This is a genomic window from Providencia hangzhouensis (genome assembly GCF_029193595.2).
Taxonomy (GTDB): Bacteria; Pseudomonadota; Gammaproteobacteria; order Enterobacterales; family Enterobacteriaceae; genus Providencia; species Providencia hangzhouensis.
The window spans coordinates 2,873,780-2,893,888 of sequence record NZ_CP135052.1 but is presented as its reverse complement, the minus strand read 5'-3'; the positions used below and the strand labels follow the sequence as shown (position 1 = coordinate 2,893,888).

The window sequence follows — 20,109 nt, the reverse complement described above, 5'->3', positions numbered from 1 at the left end:
CTCTAAGGGAGCATCGCTCCCTTAGAGGTCAAATTATACAGATTCAGGGAATGTTAAGGTTGCACCGGGAGCTTCACGGCTTAAATGAATGAAATTCATATGTTTTTCATATTGGTCTAGAATATCGCTAATCACTTGTTCTTTGGTGTAATCCATTAAATCATTCCCTTGTGAGCCTTCCCATAAGAAGGTTTCTAAGCGGTAATAATGGGATTTCCCTGAACGTGCGCGATAGGTAAAACCGGGAACGGAATAGCGCTGTGGCCACACTTGGTAAATAAAGCTTTGTTCTTCACCAAGGTCAACAGTTAGCTCTAAATGGTCTAAGCGCTCATCAGCAATGGGTGGCAAGGTGTTAAATTCCACTTTCGCTCCCCTTAAACTGAGCTCTTTTGCCACTTTTTGCATAGCAGGAATGCACACCAAATCAAGCATCCGCTGGGTATAAGTCGTTCCCGGGAAATTCATCACTCGTCCCAAACGCTGTTTCCAATTGAGTGTTCCATTGCCATACAGCGGTGCAGGCGCATTGGTATTTAGCGAACTAACGCGTCTAAAGTCCTCAACTTTTAATGATTTATATAGCCCTGCCATAATAAAGAAGATCACAAAACTAAATGGTAAGCCCATGATCACCGTTGTATTTTGTAAAGCAGCGACGCCATCTGTCATTAACATCCCTAAGGTGAGTAAACCAATTGCGACAGACCAAAAAATTCGCAACCAATTAGGAGCATCGTTGTTAATATCACTGAGTTTTGAGGTGAAATTACCTAATACTAATGAGCCGGAGTCAGCAGAGGTGACATAGAACAACAGCCCAGTAATGGTTGCAACAGAAGCGGTTAGGCCAAAGCCAGGGTAAAGCTCAAGTAGTGAATAGAAGCCTTTTTCGGGGGCGTCGAGGACGGTTTTGGCAAGTTCGCTATTGCCGTGAATGATTTCATACAATGCACTATTACCAAAAATAGATAACCACAATAGTGTGAAAACAAACGGAATAATTAAAGTACCGATCACAAACTGTCTAATGGTCCGACCACGAGAAATACGAGCGAGGAATAACCCAACAAATGGCGACCATGCTACCCACCACGCCCAGAAAAACAGCGTCCAGCTATTCATCCAATCCGTTGGGCGGTCAAAGGCAAAGCTATTGAGGGTCATACCCATAAAGCGGTTGATATAATCCCCCACATTCAGTACTAAGGCATTGAGTAAGAACTCGGTATCGCCGACAAATAAGATAAATAAAATCAAGCCAAATGCCAAAAGCACATTGAGCTCGGATAACACCCGAATACCTTTATTTACCCCAGATGTGGCAGAAATCACGGCCATAATCACTGATAGCAGAATTAACCCACTTTGCACGGGGAGCCCTTGAGGTAAGTCGAATAATACTTTGAGGCCATAATTCAGCTGAACAACCCCGATCCCAAGAGTTGTTGCAATACCGAAAATCGTCCCAAGTACTGCCGCAATATCTACTGTATGGCCAATTGGGCCGTCAATCCGTTTACCAAAAATAGGATAGAGTGCGGAGCGAATGGTTAGCGGTAAGTTATAACGATAACTGAAGTAACCCAGTGCAATCCCCATTAAGGCATACATAGACCAGCCCGTTAGGCCATAGTGGAACAGTGTCCACACCATCGCCTGACGAGCTGCTTCTAAGGTTTCGCCTTCGCCCGTTGGCGGCAGCATATATTGGGTGACCGGCTCAGCGACGGAGAAAAACATTAAATCGATACCAATTCCTGCCGCGAATAGCATCGCAGACCAGCTGAGCACGCTAAATTCAGGTTTAGATTGTTCAGGGCCGAGTTTGATATTACCAAAGCGTGAGGTAGCAACGAAAATGACAAAAACAATATAAAGCGTTGCTGCTAGCAGGTAATACCAACCAAAGGTTTTAGATACCCACCCAAGCGCGGCAACGATCCACTGATTTGCTGTTTCAGTCATCAAGATGGTGAAAAAAGAAAACGCCAGAATAAGACCGGCGGAAGTAAAAAAAACCACAGAATTCAATTTATCCTTCTGCTTATTTTTTGGGCTATTTTGAGTTGTCATTGGACATTCCACATTTTTATTTATTTAACAGGTTAAAATTACTTTCTAAGCTAATCTATTGATTTATCAGCCAAGATTTGGTTTTTGTTATCTTCTCTCTTATGTTAATTGTGAATGAATTGTTGTAAACAATAGTTAATATTGATTGAACATTCAATCAAAAAAACGTTTAATAAAAGGGATCAATGTATTTTTTAGGTTCAAATACCATGCCGAAGATAGGAATGCAGTCGATACGTAAACAACAGTTAATTCAAGCCACATTGGCTGTGATTAATGAAGTTGGAATGCAGGAAGCCAGTTTTGTGTTAATTGCCCGTAAAGCCGGGGTTTCTACAGGGATCATCAGCCATTATTTTCGTGATAAAAATGGCTTGCTTGAAGCCACTATGCGCCATATTCAATACCAGCTGGGTTTTGCGGTGGCAATGCGTTTACGCATGTTAACAGGGGCGGAGGCAAAACTACGAATTCAGGCGATTGTTGAAGGCAACTTCGACCCAACGCAAACCAGTGAGGCCGCGATGAAAACGTGGCTAGCCTTTTGGGCTAGCAGTATGCATCAACCGAATTTAAACCGCTTACAACAGGTTAATGACCGGCGTTTGTATTCAAACTTAAGCTATGAGTTTGGGCGGGTACTAAACAAGGCAGATGCGCGGATGGCAGCGAAGGGGCTGGCTGCTTTAATTGATGGCCTATGGCTACGTAGTGCTTTGAGTAATGAACAATTTCCTGTTAAGGATGCACTCAAAATCACTAACGAATACATCGATATGCAACTACAACGTGCTGAGGTTTTAGGAACCTAATAACCAATTCAGAGGAGATAATATGCAACATCCACCGATACATAAGCTTTATATTCATGGTGGTTATGTCGACAGTTCACAACCTGAATGCGGGCGATTTCCTGCAATCAACCCTGCCAATGGGGAAACTATCGCGGATCTGCAATCTGCGACCCTTGAAGATATCCAATGGGCGGTAGAAAGCGCCAAACAAGGCCAGAAAGTCTGGGCGGCAATGACTGCGATGGAACGCTCACGTATTTTACGCCGTGCAGTGGATATTTTACGGGAACGTAACGACGAATTGGCTTACCTCGAAACCCTTGATACGGGCAAACCGCTTTCTGAAACTCGTTATGTGGATATCGTTACAGGGGCGGATGTTCTTGAATACTATGCAGGTTTAATTCCGATGCTGGAGGGGCAGCAAATCCCTTTGCGTGATAGCTCGTTTGCTTATACTCGTCGTGAACCTCTGGGAGTCGTGGCAGGCATTGGGGCATGGAATTATCCTATCCAAATTGCGTTATGGAAATCAGCTCCTGCACTAGCAGCAGGTAATGCTATGGTATTTAAACCCAGTGAAGTCACTTCGTTAACAGCGTTAAAGTTGGCTGAAATATACACTGAAGCGGGCGTGCCAGCAGGAGTATTTAACGTAGTGACAGGCCAAGGCGGTGAAGTGGGGCAATGGTTAACAGAGCACCCTGATATTGCCAAAGTTTCATTCACAGGGGGGATCGCAACCGGTAAAAAAGTAATGGCGAATGCATCAGCTTCTTCTTTAAAAGAGGTGACGATGGAACTAGGCGGTAAATCGCCTCTAATTATTTTTGATGATGCAGATTTAGATAAAGCCGCGGATATTGCCATGATGGCGAATTTTTATAGTTCAGGCCAAGTGTGTACCAATGGAACACGGGTTTTTGTGCCTGAATCGCTTAAATCACAGTTTGAGGACAAGATCACGGAACGTGTGGCTCGCATTAAAATAGGTTCATCCGTTGACGAAAACACCAACTTTGGGCCATTAGTCAGTTTTGCTCATATGGAAAACGTGTTGCGTTATATTGCGTTAGGCAAACAACAAGGCGCGAGATTATTGTGCGGTGGTGAACGCTTAATGGATGGCGATTTTGCACAGGGAGCTTATGTTGCACCAACCGTATTCACCGATTGCCACGATGAAATGCAAATCACACAGGAAGAAATTTTTGGCCCTGTTATGAGTATTTTGAGTTATCAATCGGAAGACGAAGTGATTGCTCGTGCGAACAATAGTGTGTATGGGTTAGCTGCAGGGTTAGTGACAAAAGATTTAACACGCGCACACCGTGTTATTCATCAATTAGAGGCTGGGATTTGCTGGATCAATACGTGGGGTGAATCACCCGCACAAATGCCTGTGGGTGGATATAAGCATTCCGGCGTTGGCCGTGAAAATGGCGTTATGACACTGCAAAATTATACGCAAGTGAAATCCATTCAAGTGGAACTGGGGGAATTTGCATCCGTTTTTTAATCACATCATTTTAATTTGACTGAAACAGAGGAGATAACAATGGTCTATGACTATATTATTATCGGTGCTGGTTCAGCCGGTAACGTTCTTGCTACCCGCCTGACAGAAGATCCTGATGTTACTGTGCTGCTCCTTGAAGCAGGAGGACCGGATTACCGGTTCGACTTTCGCACACAAATGCCAGCGGCATTAGCGTACCCATTACAAGGGCGACGTTATAATTGGGCTTATGAAACTGACCCTGAACCGCATATGAACCACCGCCGTATGGAGTGTGGTCGTGGAAAGGGGCTTGGTGGCTCATCATTAATTAATGGGATGTGTTACATCCGAGGGAATGCTCTAGACTTTGATGGTTGGGCGGAAGCGCCTGGGTTAGAAGACTGGCGTTACCTTGATTGTTTACCTTATTTTAGAAAAGCGGAAACACGTGATATTGGCCCAAATGATTATCACGGCGGAGATGGCCCCGTCAGTGTGACAACACCGAAAAATGGCAATAATGTGCTATTTCATGCGATGGTGGAAGCAGGCGTACAAGCAGGGTACCCGCAAACAGATGATTTAAATGGGGTTCAACAAGAGGGTTTTGGCCCAATGGACCGTACAGTTACACCGCAAGGGCGACGAGCAAGTACAGCAAGAGGGTATTTAGACCAAGCGAAAAAGCGTAATAACCTGACTATTCTTACCCATGCCACGACAGATACCATTGAGTTTGAAGGGAAAAAAGCGGTTGGTGTTAAATATTATCAAGGTAATAGCACTACACCTACGGTAGTGAAGGCGAGTAAAGAGGTGCTTTTATGTGCAGGTGCGATCGCCTCACCGCAAATTTTGCAGCGTTCTGGAGTTGGGCCTGAGGATGTTTTGGCTGAGTTCAATATTCCAGCTGTGCACGTTTTACCTGGTGTTGGGCAAAACTTGCAAGATCACCTTGAAATGTATTTGCAATATGAATGCAAACAACCAGTTTCATTATATCCAGCCTTAAAATGGATAAACCAACCTAAAATAGGCGCTGAGTGGCTATTTAAAGGGACTGGAGTTGGCGCAAGTAATCAATTTGAAGCAGGTGGGTTTATCCGCACTAGCGAAAAATTCGCATGGCCAAATATTCAATTCCACTTTTTGCCTGTGGCGATTAACTATAATGGTAGTAATGCAGTCAATCAGCATGGTTTTCAAGCCCATGTAGGCTCAATGCGATCGCCTAGTAGAGGGCGTGTTCGCTTGAAATCCCTAGACCCAAAGCAACATCCAAGTATTTTGTTTAATTACATGTCATCGGAGCAAGATTGGGAAGAGTTTCGTGCCGCCATTCGTATTACTCGTGAAATTATGGCTCAGCCAGCACTTGACCCATATCGTGGGGATGAAATAAGCCCTGGCAAACAGATTAGCACTGATGAAGAGCTAGATGCATTTGTGCGCGAGAGAGCAGAAACCGCTTTTCATCCGTGTGGAACCTGTAAAATGGGTTACGATGATATGGCAGTCGTGGATGGTGCAGGGCGAGTTCACGGTATTGAAAATCTACGGGTTATCGATGCATCGATTATGCCGTTGATCATTACAGGGAATTTAAATGCAACGACCATCATGATTGCAGAGAAAATTGCCGATAAAATTCGAAACCGTCCTTCGTTACCCACAAGCAATGCAGATTATTATGTAGCAGGTGATAGGCAAGTGAGAAACCCGCCATTACGAGACTAGCTTATTCAGGCTATTTTTTATACACAAAGCGATTGATATTAATATCAGTCGCTTTTTTCTTTAAGGAGAATGCCGATAATAATAATAGCTGTCTAACCATGTAATGCCAAAGGGGCGAATAAATCGGACTTTTAGCAGGTTGAAGGAATATACGCTAGTCAATTTTAGACAAAAAAAACCTCCAAATATTAAGGAGGGAAAATAAATATAAAGCGAGCTTATTTATATAGCACTAATTTACGGTAAACCATAGCCGACCAGTTGAATTAATTTATACAAAAATGATATTAGCTCACAATTTATAACGCTATAGTTATTAAATTCAGATTAATACCTATTATTTGACAGAGTTAATCAGCCATTGCAGATAATTGTCTTCAACTTGGCTTGGGTCTAAGCGAATGAGTTCTGGGGTTTCATATGGGTGTATTTCTTTTATTGCATTAAATAGATTAAGTTGGTTTCCTTGGGTCGTTTTGATTAAGAGTAAAACCTCCTTATCTTGCGTGATATTACCATGCCATAGATAAACAGATGTTATTTCAGGCAGTAGGGAAACACATGCTGCTAAGCGATTAGCGAGTAAGTGTTGGGTAATTTTAATTGCACTTTCATGGCTATTGGTTGTACATAATACAATACATGGTTGTTGAGAATTTGTGATGTAAATGTTATCAGTGGGCATTTCGTTTCCTTATTAGTCATATTTTGATAAGTTTGATTACTCACATTTAGATTAGAGATAAAAATGGTATTGAGAACAGAGCATAATCACTATAAGTGTTTTTTTAAATTATCAGATAAGATAATAACTAATGTTAATTAAGCAGAGGTATTAATTTAATAGTAATATGCGTGTTTTTTAATCAATGTTGTCATTGTTATAATTTTTTATATATTCAATATAATTTTGAATATTTCTTGGTTTTATTTTATTAATTCGATTCAGCAATCATAAATTGAGGATGAACTATAAAAAAAATTGAAATTTTAGTATATTACTAACCAAATTTGATTATGTGACAAATGTGATTGTGTGCTGTTAACCTAGTAACAGAGCAAATAATAATCCCAGTTTTATTCTTACTCTTATTAATGTAAGTGTAGGCTTATCTTTTTGTGCAAGAAATATGGAACGATTGATATCTGAAATAATATATTACACATCGTTACAAACTGGCTTAAAATTTATCATAAAAGAATTCACGTACTGATAAATATCAAGGTTTTTGAGCTATATATTGTTAATCTAAAGATAAAATTAGAATATATAACTGAAATTACTCTGTATTTCCATCTTTATACGTGTATGGATAACCTTATGAATAAACTAACACCTTTAAAACCTGTACCAACTCTAATCGCAGTTGCAATAACATTAATTATTTGGTTCTTAATTCCTGTTCCCGAAGGTGTTAATCCAAATGCGTGGCATCTTTTAGCATTATTTGTAGGTACTATCGCTGCTATTATTGGTAAAGCTTTACCAATAGGAGGTGTATCTATTGTCGCTATTTCATTAGTTGCAGTAACCGGGGTCACTAACCCTGAATCAACTAAAGGGGCAATTGCGGATGCTTTAAGTGGCTTTTCTAATGATCTAATTTGGCTAATTGGTATTTCTATCATGGTTTCCATGAGCTTGAATAAAACAGGCCTGGGGGCAAGGATAGGTTATTATGTCATTTCTTTATTCGGTAAAAAAACATTGGGTATTGCTTATTCATTGGCAATAGCAGAAACAATATTGGCACCTGTGACACCAAGTAACACTGCTCGAGGTGGGGGAATTATTCACCCAATTATGCGTTCGATCTCGGATAGTTTTGGGTCAAAGGCTGAAGATGGAACCGCAGGTAAGATAGGGCGTTATTTATCGCTCGTTAACTACAATATTAACCCAATCACTTCTGCAATGTTTATTACGGCGACAGCGCCAAACCCATTAATTGTCAGTTTGATTATTAGTGAAACAAGCCAAGAAAATGAATTAACTTGGGGTATGTGGGCGATTGCGGCGTTTGTTCCTGCCATCGTGTCATTAATATTAATGCCTTTGGTGATCTATTTGATGTATAAGCCGGAAATTACTTCAACACCGGATGCGCCAAATTTTGCCAAAGAACGTTTACAACAATTAGGCCCAGTTTCATTACCTGAAAAAATAACTCTCGGTGTTTTTGGGTTATTACTTTTGTTGTGGGCTGGTGTTCCTGCCATGATTTTTGGGCCTGCATATAGTGTTAATGCAACCACCGCGGCGTTTATTGGGTTGAGTGTTCTATTAGCGACAGGGGTTATTAATTGGGATGATGTTCTGAAAAACAAAGGGGCATGGGATACTGTCGTTTGGTTCTCTGCCTTAGTCATGATGGCGAGTTTTTTAGGTAAGCTCGGTCTCATAAAGTGGATGTCATTAACCGTCGGTGCAACTATTGATGGATTAGGCATTAGCTGGGTATGGGGAATGCTAATTCTTGTTTTAATTTATGTGTATTCTCACTATTTCTTTGCGAGTACAACCGCGCATATTACGGCGATGTATGCAGCATTTTTCTCGGCAGGTTTAGCCCTTGGCGCTCCACCAATGTTATTAGCTTTAACATTAGCATTCTCATCGTCACTAATGATGTCATTGACACACTATGGTACGGGTACTGCACCTATTATTTTTGGTTCGGGTTATGCAACCCTTGCGGAATGGTGGAAAACAGGTTTCGTGATGAGCGTAGTTAACTTAGCCATTTGGTTCTTTATTGGTAGCGTTTGGTGGAAATTCTTAGGTTACTGGTAATTAGTTGAATTAGCTATTTTAGCTATATCAAAGAAAGTTAATAGAAATCGGGCAATAGGCTCGATTTCTTCTTTTTAAAAGCTCATCCTACAAATAAGTGGTTATTGTGATAACAAGACCACTAATGATAGAAATTAGCATCACTTTTCCCCAACTGAAGACTGACGATGATTTTAAAGCGTGCTGCCATAACAAACTTATTTCATCGGCATGTGCATATTTTCTCTTATTGATCGCAGTCTTAATTTTTTTGATTTTATCATTATCTATCAGTAATGTTTTTTGAATAACCATGATATAACCTTTCATCAAGTTGTGCATTGTTTGTCTACCCTTGATTATCTCAGGCTATGTAAGAAGATAAATTGATGAGATTCTATGCAAACTTCCCCATTTATCGCGTTTAAAATCAGACTTAGTCTAGTTAATAAGAAAAAAGGCAGCCAAGAAGTAAAATTATCTTTATTAAGAGGAAATGGCTCTTAATTTAAGGTCATATTTATCGTTCTTTGGCGAGATATTTTTTATTTAGGGAAGTCGGAGAGAAAGGCCATAAATGTGATTGGCTTACATACAAAAGCCAGTATGATGTATCTGCGAGTCAGTTAATTTATCCAGAGGAACACATGTATTCACAAAGAAAGGCAGAATTTTTCTTGGTGCTTACCACGATAATCGCGGCTTGGGGGTGGGTATTTTCCCGAGAATCAGTGCAGGGAATGCCTATTTTTGCCTTTCTTGGTAGCCGTTTTTTATTTGCAGCCATCATTTTAGCCCCTTTTTGTCGAGGGAAAAAAAATAGAATAACGGCGAAGCAATTACCAAAAATATTAATGACAGGCGGTTGGATGTCATTAAATATGGTGCTCTGGATCCACGCAGTTGCGATAACAGATTCAATTGGTGAAGGGGCTTTTATCATGAGCCTTGCTATGTTGTTTGTCCCGCTAGTCGCATGGGTTATTTTAAAAAATAAACCTGTACGTTATTTCTGGGAGGCACTTCCGGTCGCTGTATTAGGGTTGGCATGTTTAACACTATTTAAGGCACAGCTTGAATTTAAAGCAAGCCAACTGTGGTTTCTTGGTGCGGCAATTGTCCAAGCTATCTATTTTTGTTATACCAGTTTATATACTCGAACAATCCCTCTTTTGCCGTTAACGACCATTCAGCTTGCTTGTACAGGAATGACTGGGTTAGTTTTGTCATTTTTTTTAGAAGAGTGGCCAAGTAGCATCACCGTACCTACCATGATGTGGTTTATTGCTAGTGTTGTAATAGCAACGAGTTTACGCTTTGTATTGCAACTTATTGGTCAAAAAAATACTACTGCCGGCAATGCTGCAATTATTATGATCCTTGAACCTGTTATGACCGTATTTGTAGCGGCTATTTGGTACAATGAAAGAATGCCTTTTGTCCAAATTGTTGGTTGTGTGCTAATTTTATCGGCACTATTCTATTACCGATGGCGTTGTTCTAATTCATTACCAAGGTAAAATACACATAATAAACAATGGGCCAATACAGATTTTTTATAAGAAAACAGCTATGATTAATATGCATAGTCAGTGATAGGGATATTAATCTTAATAAGAACCTCTTATTTAGCACATTAAGATTAATGGTATTGAAAACATAAACGATATATCCAAAATAGCGTGAACTAGGAATAATAGCGGTTTAATATTATCACCTTAGTTAAAGCTGAATAGGAAACGGGCATAAAATGAAAAAATTAGCATTAATATTAGGTATGGCAGGAGCAATGGTTGTGTTGTCTGCATGTTCTGATGAAAAATCAGAAATTGCTGAATACAAAGACAACTTTGTTAATACTTGTGTCGTTGCATCTGGTAATCCTCAAGGTGAAACAGCAAAAGCAGTTACCGCAATTTGTGGTTGTGCCTACGATAAAACAATTGAAAAATATGGTTTAGCTGAGTTTAAACGTATGGATGCGGAATTAGAAAAATCAGGTACCGCAGAGCCTGAATTCCAAAAAACCATGATTGAATTCGTTCAACAGTGCTCGACTAACGCACGTTAATTATTTATTACTCGCAGCTATTGATTATCAAGCAACAATAGCTGCGAATTTATTATTTTTACTTAAATAAGTGTTTGAATTGGTGTGGGGCGCTGCGTAGATATTGCGGTGCAACGTCTATTTGTTCATTCAATTCACTTGCTGCTCGCCAAGGCCAGCGTGGTTCAAATAATATACCTCTACCGATTGCCACAAAATCTGCTTGGTGAGTTGCCACAATGGCTTCTGCTTGCAAAGGTTCAGTGATAAGACCGACAGCAATGACAGGCATCATAGTATTCTCATGAATAGCTTGTGCTAAAGGGACTTGGTAATTTGGGCTCAATGGTATCTGTTGTTCAGTTGATAACCCGCCAGATGAGACGTGGATATAGTCACAACCTAAATCTTCTAATAATTCTGTTAGCTCAATTGATTCAGGTACGCTCCAACCCGATTCAAGCCAATCTGTTGCGGAGATCCGTACACCAATTGCAACATTAGGGCTAATGGCTTCTCTCATCTCATGGAAAATATTAATCAGTAAGCGAGTACGATTCTTAAAGCATCCACCATATTCATCTTGTCGTAAGTTTGAAACTGGCGATAGGAATTCATGCAGTATATATCCATGAGCAGCATGGATCTCAATAACGTCAAAACCTGCTTTTTCTGCCCGAATTGCTGCCTCAATAAATTGCTGTTTGAGCTGCGAAATTTCTTCAATAGTTAATGCATGTGGAATTGCATTATTACCAAAAGCCAGTGCTGATGGTGCTACAGTCTGCCAGCCATTAGGTTGTGTGGACTGAATACTATTACCTCCTAACCAAGGTAAATCTGTTGATGCTTTCCTACCAGCGTGAGCGATTTGTACTCCTAAGCGTGCATCTGAATATTGCCGGATATCGCTGAGCATTTGTTGCATTGCTGTCATTTGCTCTTCATTCCATAATCCTAGGTCTTTGTAGGTAATACGACCTTCAGGAACAACAGCACTGGCTTCTACAATAACTAAAGAGGCACCTGATAAAGCAAGGTTCATGTAGTGGGCTTTATGCCATGCTGTTGGCATACCATTTTCTGCAGAATATTGGCACATTGGGGGAACAATAATACGATTTTTCAGCGAAACTTGGCCTATTGATGCAGGTGAAAAAAGGTGACTCATTGGAACTTTCCTTATTAGCAAACTTAAATTATTTTAATATTATACCCAGCTAGCTAAAATTTTTTTGTGAGATGGTGTGGTATTAAAGGGGAAAATTTGTTTTACAGCGAATTGTTGAAGGAAAATCAAGTAAATTTTTGCAGATTTGATCAAAACCATAAAAAGTATATTTCCCTAGCAATATGATGCAAAAAGAGGGAAAAAATATAAAAAAATGAGATAAAAAATAAAATATAATAATAACTATTATTTTTTGATTGTTATAATTCTGTAACTTATAAATAAAATTAATAATCACCAATATAAAATGGCGTTAATATCTGCTTATGGTTTTAATGGTTCTAATAGTGAATAAAACTATTTTTTTATTTTAAATGATAATTTAAATAAGCGTTAATGCATTGTTTGTGAGGCAAAAATATAAAATATTCCTTGCGGTTATATTAAATGGTTTATATAAGAAACAAGCTTATTAAGCTGATACTAGCTAATCCTAAGCTTTGTGTTCACCTGAAAAATATAATTCTAAGAAGGAAATTGATGTGCTGACAATTATTGGTATTTTAATCATTATATCGATAGTAACATTATTGATGATGGGAAAAGTTAGCCCAATTATCGCAATGTCTTGTATCCCCTTTATTGGTGCTTTATTTGCCGGTTATTCTGTTGCTGAAATTTCAGTATTCTTTGAAAGCGGCATTAATAAAGTCTCAAAAGTCGCAGCTATGTTTTTATTTGCGATTTTATTCTTTAGCTTAATGAAAGATCTGCATATTTTTGACCCGTTGATCCGTTTAATGGTTAAAATGACTCGTGGGAATATTATTGTTGTTTGTATTATGACAACGTTAATTGCGGGTATTGTCCATCTCGATGGGTCAGGCGCTGCGACATTCTTAATTATTATTCCTGCATTGTTACCTTTATACCGTCAACTTGGTATGAGCCCCTATTTAATGTTGCTACTGATGTGCGCCAGTATGGGTGTCATGAATATGGTACCTTGGGGCGGGCCATTAGGCCGAGCTTCAGCTGTAACCGGAATTGATGCTTCGACCCTTTGGCAACATTTGATCCCAGTACAACTAATTGGTATGGGTGGCGCAGTGGTATTTGCTATTCTGATGGGGTTACGTGAGAAACGACGTATTGCAGCGGCCAGTTTGAAAGGAACTACGCCATATGAAATGGATTCTTTGTTACCTGTCAGTGACGACACTGCAGATATAACAGAAACGGTTCAAAAACCTAAAAAACCACTCATCAATGGTGGGTTAATTGTTGCCTCCGTTGTGTGTTTAGCATTTGGTTTATTATCTGCACCTTATGTTTTTATGATTGCACTTTCCATTGCCTTGATGGTGAATTTCCCTAATCCTAGAGACCAAATGAAAATTTTGGCCGCCCATGCACCACAAGCGTTGGGAATGGTTGCTATTATATTAGCGGCGGGAGCATTTTTGGGTATTTTATCGGAAGGTGGCATGCTTGAGTCAATCGCAACAGACTTAACGGCTATCTTACCTACCGAATGGGTTTCTAAAGTCCATATTTTTGTCGGTATTTTAGGTGTGCCGATGGATATTTTTACCAGTACCGATGCTTACTATTTTGCCTTACTACCAATAATTCAACAAATTGCCGCCACAGTTGGTGTTGACCCATCTTCCGTTGTTTACGCCATGGCGATAGGTAACAACGCGGGGACCTTCGTGAGTCCTTTTTCTCCAGCGGCGTGGCTAGCTATGGGGTTGGCTGGAATTGATATGGGCCGCCACTTACGTTATTCGTTTGGTTGGATTTGGTTGTTTAGTTTCTTTTTATTAGCGACTGGGGCGTTAATCGGCTTGTATTAATTTGCTCATTGGCTTTAACGCCACAGCGTTGTTGGCTTCAAAAGTAAACCCTAGTCACATACTTGCGTATGCGCCTAGGGATTTTCTTTTTATAGCCTAGCTGTGACATAAAATATTTAGAACAAATGGTTTTTATTTTGCGAGCTGGATTATTTTCTTTTATCAATTATTGGGTTTATCAGATAGTTACTATGTCGTAAAGCGAAGGGCTATGACATGATTTATTGGTTAATGATATCAATAAGGTTTGTTATGCGTAGGCCGCTTTCTTCTTATCATCCTATTCTCTATTGGCTGCGTGTCACCCAAAAACGTTTAGCTCGACGATTGCATTGGGCATTTTCCGCCAAATATTATGCGAAATTAAAATCCAATGAACGTCTTGAGTATCGCTACAACAAGCACACATCTAAGCTGATCCGTAAATTAGGTGAGTCAGACCTACGTTTACAATACAACAAAGTGACAAACTTACGTATTGCTGCAGAAGCGATGAATGGAGTCATCATCTACCCAGGGGAATACTTCTCATTTTGTCGGCTCGTTGGAAAACCAACTGCGCGCAGAGGTTTTCTTGAAGGTATGGAACTTTCGTTTGGTGAGGCTCGTTCAGGGATTGGCGGGGGAATTTGTCAACTGAGTAATTTAATTCATTGGATGGTATTGCATTCTCCATTACAAGTGGTTGAGCGTGCTAATCATAGTTTTGACCCATTTCCAGATGAAGGGCGGGTATTGCCTTTTGGTTCTGGGGCGGCAATTTTTTATAATTATATCGATTTGGTTTTTTATAATCCGACACAAAGTGCTTTTCAGTTGGTATTTAATATTGCAGAACATCAACTCGAAGGGGAGTTATTGAGCTGCACTTCTCGTGAACACAAATACCATATTTATGAGAAAAACCATAAATTTACCCGAGAGAATGAAGTTATATACCGTCATAATGAAATTTGGCAAAAAGTGACAACCAAAGGACAAGAACCTATCACTCTGCAGGATAATTGTTTGTATCGTAATAAAGTGGTAGTGAAATATTCCCTAGATGAAAATTGTATAACAGTTGAATAGTTGCGTTAGTAATGAGATTAGGAATAAATTGATAGCCTTTTTCTTGACAATTAGACTAAAATTCAACTGTTTTCCTTCAATTTCGCTAATTTTAACTATTAGCCAAGCAAAAATGAGGCCATTACTCGGAATAGATATGTAATACCTACTCTTGATTTCTCAACAATTAAAGACGCAAATCTAACAAAAGATTTGTGGTTATTTCTATTTCTTTAGAGAAAGCATGATGAATATGCAATCAAGAAAGTATGGTAGAACGTATCACTATCCGTTCTCCCCTGGTACGACTAGTGATGATCGCATCAATAGCGATTGGTGGTCGCACATCCAAAATATAAACAAACTGGTTCACACAGAAAAACTGGATGGTGAAAATAATTGCTTAAACCGCCATGGAGTTTTTGCACGCTCTCATGGTGCCCCAACCCAATCGGCATGGAGCCAGCAAATTCGCCAACGTTGGCAGCTGATTAAAGATGATTTAGAGGATATCGAACTCTTCGGCGAAAACCTTTATGCAATACATTCCATTGAATATCAACATATTGAAGATTATTTCTATGTGTTTGCTGTTAGGCAAGGGGAGTATTGGCTTAGTTGGGAAGAGGTGCAATTTTATGCGGCTTTATTTGATTTTCCAACTGTCCCACAATTAGATTTATCACTCAGTAAACAGATGGATAAGCAAGAGTATGCAAGTTCATTAATTACTGCGGCATCATTAGATAGTCAATTTATTGCGCGTGATACACATACAGGGAAAGCCTGTAGCATGGAAGGGATTGTGAGCCGTGATAGCCAAGGGTTTCATGTGGATGATTTTATGGCGCATGTTTTTAAATATGTGCGTAAAAACCATGTCAAAACAGATATCCACTGGAAACGGCATTGGCAGAGAGCCAAGCTGGCCTTTGAATTACAAGGAGAACAACCATGAGTTGGCAATTAACCCAATGTCGTGATTGGGCGCAGCTTGAAAAACAGTTCGATTTTGTGCGTGATATGCAATATGTGCTGCAAGACCGTTTGCACCATGCGGAAGGTAATGTGGCCATTCACACTCAAATGGTGTTAGCGGCTTTGGAAGATTTACCTGAATATCAACAGCTTCCAGAACTTAAACAACAAATCGTTTGGGCGGCAGCGTTGCTACATGATGTTGAAAAACGCAGTACGACAAAAGAAGATGAAGAGGGGCGGATTCATTCGCCTGGACATGCTAAAAAAGGTGAATTATCTGTACGAAATATATTATTTCGACAAATAGAAACACCTTTTGCTATTCGTGAACAGATTGCGGCTTTAGTTCGATTTCATGGTCTACCGCTTTGGTTAATGGAAAAGCCAGATCCTGAACGTACATTATTTGCGGCATCATTGCGCGTTGAAATGCCTTTATTGTGCATGTTAGCGAAAGCTGATGCGATAGGGCGTACATGTGAAGATAAAGCGGAATTATTAGTTAGAATCGAGCTATTTGAATTATTTTGTCGTGAGCAGGGCTGTTGGGACAAACCTAAATCATTCGCTTCACCAGCTGGGCGCTTCCATTATTTTCATCATCAAAAAGGCACTACGGATTACCAACCTTTTGAAGAGATAGGGAGCGAAGTGATTATGCTATGTGGTTTGCCGGGGATGGGAAAAGACCATTTTAGCAAACAGTTTTACCCACAAACGGCAGTCGTGTGTTTAGATGATATTCGCCGAGAACATAAAATCAACCCAGCAGATAAAAATGCACAAGGGTGGGTAGCTCAGCAAGCTAAAGAGCAAGCAAAACGATTGTTACGCACTAAAACACATTTTATTTGGAATGCAACATCATTAAGTGCCTCTTTACGGGGAACCATGATCAGCTTATTTGAACGTTATCAAGCCAAAATCCATTTAGTTTACTTGGAAGTGCCATTTAAACAGTGGCGGCAACAAAATCAACAACGTAAGTATGCAGTGCCGGAGCAAGTTATGGAAAAAATGGCAGGGAAGTTGGAGTTGCCAACGCCAGATGAGGCACATCAAGTTTCCTATTATATTGATGGCAATTTTGAACCGTTATTTGCAGAAAAATAAAATTAATCACCTGCCTCTAGATAAGAGGCAGGCCAAGATATTAGTTTTAAGGAACGTAGACATCGCCTTCAAAGAGTTTTCTTGCAGTTCGAATAATTGAAGCTTGAAGCTCTTCCGGTGAGTTGCCTTGTTGGTTTAACGACACGTCAAATTTGCCACTTAAATGCTCAATAGCAATGTTTTTCATATCAACAGAGTGAACATATTGCTGGGTAATACTATTAGGAACAATAGTACTTGTGGCAATGGCAATAGCACCAGTCACGGCAAGAGCGCCATGGCATTTATGCGGCATAAAATAGCGGACATTAATGGTTCCACCGTGAATGGCGGGTGAAATCAATATGGGTTTAGGAATAACTTTTTTGCTCACATCACCAAGCCCCATCACTGCCCCGGCTTTTATACGAATAGTTTCCAGCTTTTGCATAAATTCGGTATCGGATTCAAGTTGCTCCGCAGTTTCATAACCAGTTTTATTGAGCTGAGGAGCATCAATTAATACCACAGGCATTGCCATATCAATACAACTGACATCAATGCCTTCAATGGTATCAATAGCATGACCAGTAGGAAGCAATTTTCCTGTTTTTGTTCCACACGCATTTAAAAATGTCAGGGCAACAGCCGCGGCATGGCCGGGTACACTAGCAATTTCGGTATCACCATCATAATCCACATGGCCATCAGGCGTTTGCACCGTAGAGTTGACGAAAGTGTTCGTATTGACATTACGGATCCTGACAGTGGTTGTTTTACCAGTAATAGGAACTAACCCCTTTTCAATCGCAAAGGAACCCACGGCACAAAGAATATTTCCGCAATTTGGTGCGGTATCAACAATACGTTCAGTAATAGAAACCTGAGCGAATAAATAATCAATATCAGCATCAGGATGAGTTGAAGAGCTAATAATAGCGACTTTGCTGGTTTGTGGGCTACCCCCACCAATACCATCAATTTGCAAAGCATGACCAGAACCCATAATAGCAAGGATCAGTTCATCCCGTTGTTGAGTGTCTTTAGGGAGAGAGTCCGCTAAAAGGAATACACCTTTCGAGGTGCCGCCACGCATTAGTGTACAAGGAATTTTTTTCATCTGTTTACCCGTCATATTTCACGCTGTAGCTGTGTTGGCTGCACTCAGCCCCCCAAGTCACATACTGATGTATGCTCCTTGGGATACCTTCGTTTTGCCGCCTTGCTACAACGCGAACTATTTAGGGTAAACTGACTTAATATTATTAGGTAACCCTATGAATTCGATTAGGTTAAACCCGTCAAGTATTATTACGGTAAACTTAACTCATATTATTAGGGTAAACTTAAGTCTGAATTAAGGTTGCTCCAATAAAGTTCACGTTATAGCGCCAAGACTGCAAATAACTCTGGAACAGCGAGAAATTAATAATTTTGTTGTTAAATAGGGCACAATCATGATTGTGCCCGTCGTGTCGGTTTATTAACGAAGAATTAAATTAATCCAGTACTAATTAAAATTTCCCACCAACCTAAACCGATAGTCATGTGAACGAATAAACTAATGAAGGCAACTAACCCGCCGATGATCCACCAAGAACGGATATCGTTATAACCTGCACCGAATACGATAGGTGCTGCTGCACCACCATAGTGCGTTACGCTTCCGCCATAAGCATTCGAGAACAGTAAGCCCAGAGCGAGCAACATCGGAGGAGCCCCTGCAACCATACCTACAGTGGCAAATACCGGCACCATGGCTGCAACGTAGGCACCACCAGAGGCGAATAAGTAGCGAATGGCAACACTGATGAACATGATGACAAAGAACGCCAGCATCGCTTGGTCACCGAAAGAAAGGTATTGGCTCATGGTATCTGCGAGCCACTTGAAGAAGCCTGCTTTTGTGAGTACGCCTGACATACTGATAATACCACCGTACCAAATCAGGGTATTCCAGCCGCCTTTATTCTTCAGTACGTCATCCCAAGTTACAACACCGAGGATCAGGGTTAATGCCATGACCGCAATCGCGACGCTAGACGCGCTAACACCGATAAGGTCAGAGAAAATCCAGCCGCACAGCGCGATAACAAAGACAATCCCCAGCAATTTTTCACGCATAGTCATTGGGCCTAAATCTTCAAGGCCTTTAGCTGCGATCTCTTTGTTATTCACCTTTTTCAACTCAGGCGGATACAGTTTGTAGATCATTAACGGCGTCAAAATCAGCATGATTAAACCCGGTACAGAGGCGGCAAGTGCCCATCCGCCCCAACTTAAATGGATGCCCATAATGTCACTCATCATGGCAAGGGCGAGTGCATTCGGCGCCATTGCTGTCAAGAACATATAGCTGGTGGTTTTGGTCACCATATACACGTTGACGAGGAGGTAGTGACCTGCTTTACGTGGGCTTTTTTCTGGATCAGACCCTAAAGCAACGGCCACACTATTGATAATTGGGAAAACAATTCCCCCAGCACGTGCTGTATTCGATGGCGTCGCAGGAGCGATAATTAAATCAAGGATTGCGGTTACATAACCGAGCCCTAATGTTGTACCGCCTAATTTACCAATCAAAATATAAGAAAGACGTTTACCTAAACCAGTAATAACAAAGGCAGCACTCAGAGTAAATGCAGCAAATACAAGCCATGTCGTACCGGATGCATATCCGCTTAAAACTTCGCTTGCTTTGACATCTTTAGTACCCGTTACCCCAATAATTACCGCACTTGCAGCAATCGTGGCTAATAAAATAACAGGCTCTGAATATGGTTTAAGTACCAGCCCAACAATGGCGGCAAGATAAAGACCGAATAGCAACCACGCAATATGTGGTAGGGCCGCTGGTGTTGGTATTAAAGCAATAATAATTGGAATGGCTATTAACACGAATAGCTTCCATATTTTTTCTTTTTGCATAAGCCAATTTCCTTGATTAAATCAATATTAAATTTATTTAATATTAAATTGAATGAACTTTAATATTAGGAATTTGTTAAAATGACGATATTTTAAA

Annotated in this window: 15 protein-coding genes; 10 read left to right on the top strand and 5 right to left on the bottom strand. The window is 40.3% G+C overall.

All coding sequences use genetic code 11. The features are described 5' to 3' along the window. Window positions 1-33: 33 nt before the first annotated feature. Entirely contained in the window at window positions 34-2,076 is a 2,043-nt protein-coding gene (locus PZ638_RS13085; protein ID WP_275612121.1) for a choline transporter, read from the bottom strand. A 209-nt stretch (window positions 2,077-2,285) separates the two neighbouring features. On the opposite strand from PZ638_RS13085, the gene betI reads away from it, so the two are divergent. From betI to betA, 3 genes are read left to right on the top strand one after another with little or no spacing between them, the layout of a single operon-like run. Then, complete coding sequence (gene betI / locus PZ638_RS13080; protein ID WP_094961277.1) at window positions 2,286-2,888, top strand: transcriptional regulator BetI; 603 nt, start codon at window positions 2,286-2,288, stop codon at window positions 2,886-2,888. A 22-nt stretch (window positions 2,889-2,910) separates the two neighbouring features. After that, window positions 2,911-4,389 (top strand): betaine-aldehyde dehydrogenase, encoded by a 1,479-nt coding sequence (gene betB / locus PZ638_RS13075; RefSeq protein ID WP_206277776.1) that lies wholly within the window; start codon window positions 2,911-2,913, stop codon window positions 4,387-4,389. Between the two features lie 39 nt (window positions 4,390-4,428). Next, window positions 4,429-6,108, top strand: a complete 1,680-nt coding sequence (gene betA / locus PZ638_RS13070; protein WP_096865099.1) for a choline dehydrogenase — start codon at window positions 4,429-4,431, stop codon at window positions 6,106-6,108. 337 nt (window positions 6,109-6,445) lie between these two features. Here the strand turns inward: betA and cutA are convergent, their stop codons facing one another. Then, a complete protein-coding gene (cutA, locus tag PZ638_RS13065; protein ID WP_094961204.1) occupies window positions 6,446-6,793 on the bottom strand; it encodes a divalent-cation tolerance protein CutA in 348 nt (115 codons plus the stop codon). A gap of 636 nt (window positions 6,794-7,429) precedes the next feature. On the opposite strand from cutA, the gene PZ638_RS13060 reads away from it, so the two are divergent. From PZ638_RS13060 to PZ638_RS13050, 3 genes are all read left to right on the top strand, one after another. Next, entirely contained in the window at window positions 7,430-8,902 is a 1,473-nt protein-coding gene (locus tag PZ638_RS13060; protein ID WP_036957836.1) for an anion permease, read from the top strand. A gap of 626 nt (window positions 8,903-9,528) precedes the next feature. Then, window positions 9,529-10,401 (top strand): DMT family transporter, encoded by an 873-nt coding sequence (locus PZ638_RS13055; RefSeq protein WP_036957835.1) that lies wholly within the window; start codon window positions 9,529-9,531, stop codon window positions 10,399-10,401. Window positions 10,402-10,631: 230 nt separating this feature from the next. Beyond that, on the top strand, window positions 10,632-10,952 hold the full coding sequence (locus PZ638_RS13050) for a hypothetical protein (protein ID WP_004255491.1): 321 nt from the start codon (window positions 10,632-10,634) through the stop codon (window positions 10,950-10,952). A 58-nt stretch (window positions 10,953-11,010) separates the two neighbouring features. Here PZ638_RS13050 and PZ638_RS13045 read toward each other — a convergent pair whose 3' ends face one another. Next, window positions 11,011-12,102 carry an NADH:flavin oxidoreductase/NADH oxidase gene (locus tag PZ638_RS13045; protein ID WP_004255488.1) on the bottom strand — a complete coding sequence of 364 codons (1,092 nt, stop codon included), beginning with the start codon at window positions 12,100-12,102 and terminating at the stop codon, window positions 11,011-11,013. Window positions 12,103-12,644: 542 nt separating this feature from the next. Here PZ638_RS13045 and PZ638_RS13040 point away from each other — a divergent pair. From PZ638_RS13040 to PZ638_RS13025, 4 genes are all read left to right on the top strand, one after another. Next, the gene (locus PZ638_RS13040) at window positions 12,645-13,961 is read left to right on the top strand and encodes a CitMHS family transporter (protein ID WP_036957833.1); all 1,317 of its coding nucleotides are present in this window, start codon (window positions 12,645-12,647) and stop codon (window positions 13,959-13,961) included. Window positions 13,962-14,177: 216 nt separating this feature from the next. Next, window positions 14,178-15,032 carry a VanW family protein gene (locus tag PZ638_RS13035; RefSeq protein WP_226617194.1) on the top strand — a complete coding sequence of 285 codons (855 nt, stop codon included), beginning with the start codon at window positions 14,178-14,180 and terminating at the stop codon, window positions 15,030-15,032. Between the two features lie 226 nt (window positions 15,033-15,258). Further along, on the top strand, window positions 15,259-15,969 hold the full coding sequence (locus PZ638_RS13030) for an RNA ligase family protein (RefSeq protein WP_206277881.1): 711 nt from the start codon (window positions 15,259-15,261) through the stop codon (window positions 15,967-15,969). Further along, window positions 15,966-17,105 carry an AAA family ATPase gene (locus tag PZ638_RS13025; RefSeq protein ID WP_094961206.1) on the top strand — a complete coding sequence of 380 codons (1,140 nt, stop codon included), beginning with the start codon at window positions 15,966-15,968 and terminating at the stop codon, window positions 17,103-17,105. The genes PZ638_RS13030 and PZ638_RS13025 overlap by 4 nt, the downstream gene beginning before the upstream one ends. A gap of 46 nt (window positions 17,106-17,151) precedes the next feature. Here PZ638_RS13025 and PZ638_RS13020 read toward each other — a convergent pair whose 3' ends face one another. Both PZ638_RS13020 and PZ638_RS13015 read right to left on the bottom strand, forming a co-directional pair. Further along, the gene (locus PZ638_RS13020) at window positions 17,152-18,204 is read right to left on the bottom strand and encodes a 4-oxalomesaconate tautomerase (RefSeq protein ID WP_094961207.1); all 1,053 of its coding nucleotides are present in this window, start codon (window positions 18,202-18,204) and stop codon (window positions 17,152-17,154) included. A 374-nt stretch (window positions 18,205-18,578) separates the two neighbouring features. Beyond that, on the bottom strand, window positions 18,579-20,012 hold the full coding sequence (locus PZ638_RS13015) for an anion permease (protein WP_275612120.1): 1,434 nt from the start codon (window positions 20,010-20,012) through the stop codon (window positions 18,579-18,581). Window positions 20,013-20,109: the final 97 nt, after the last annotated feature.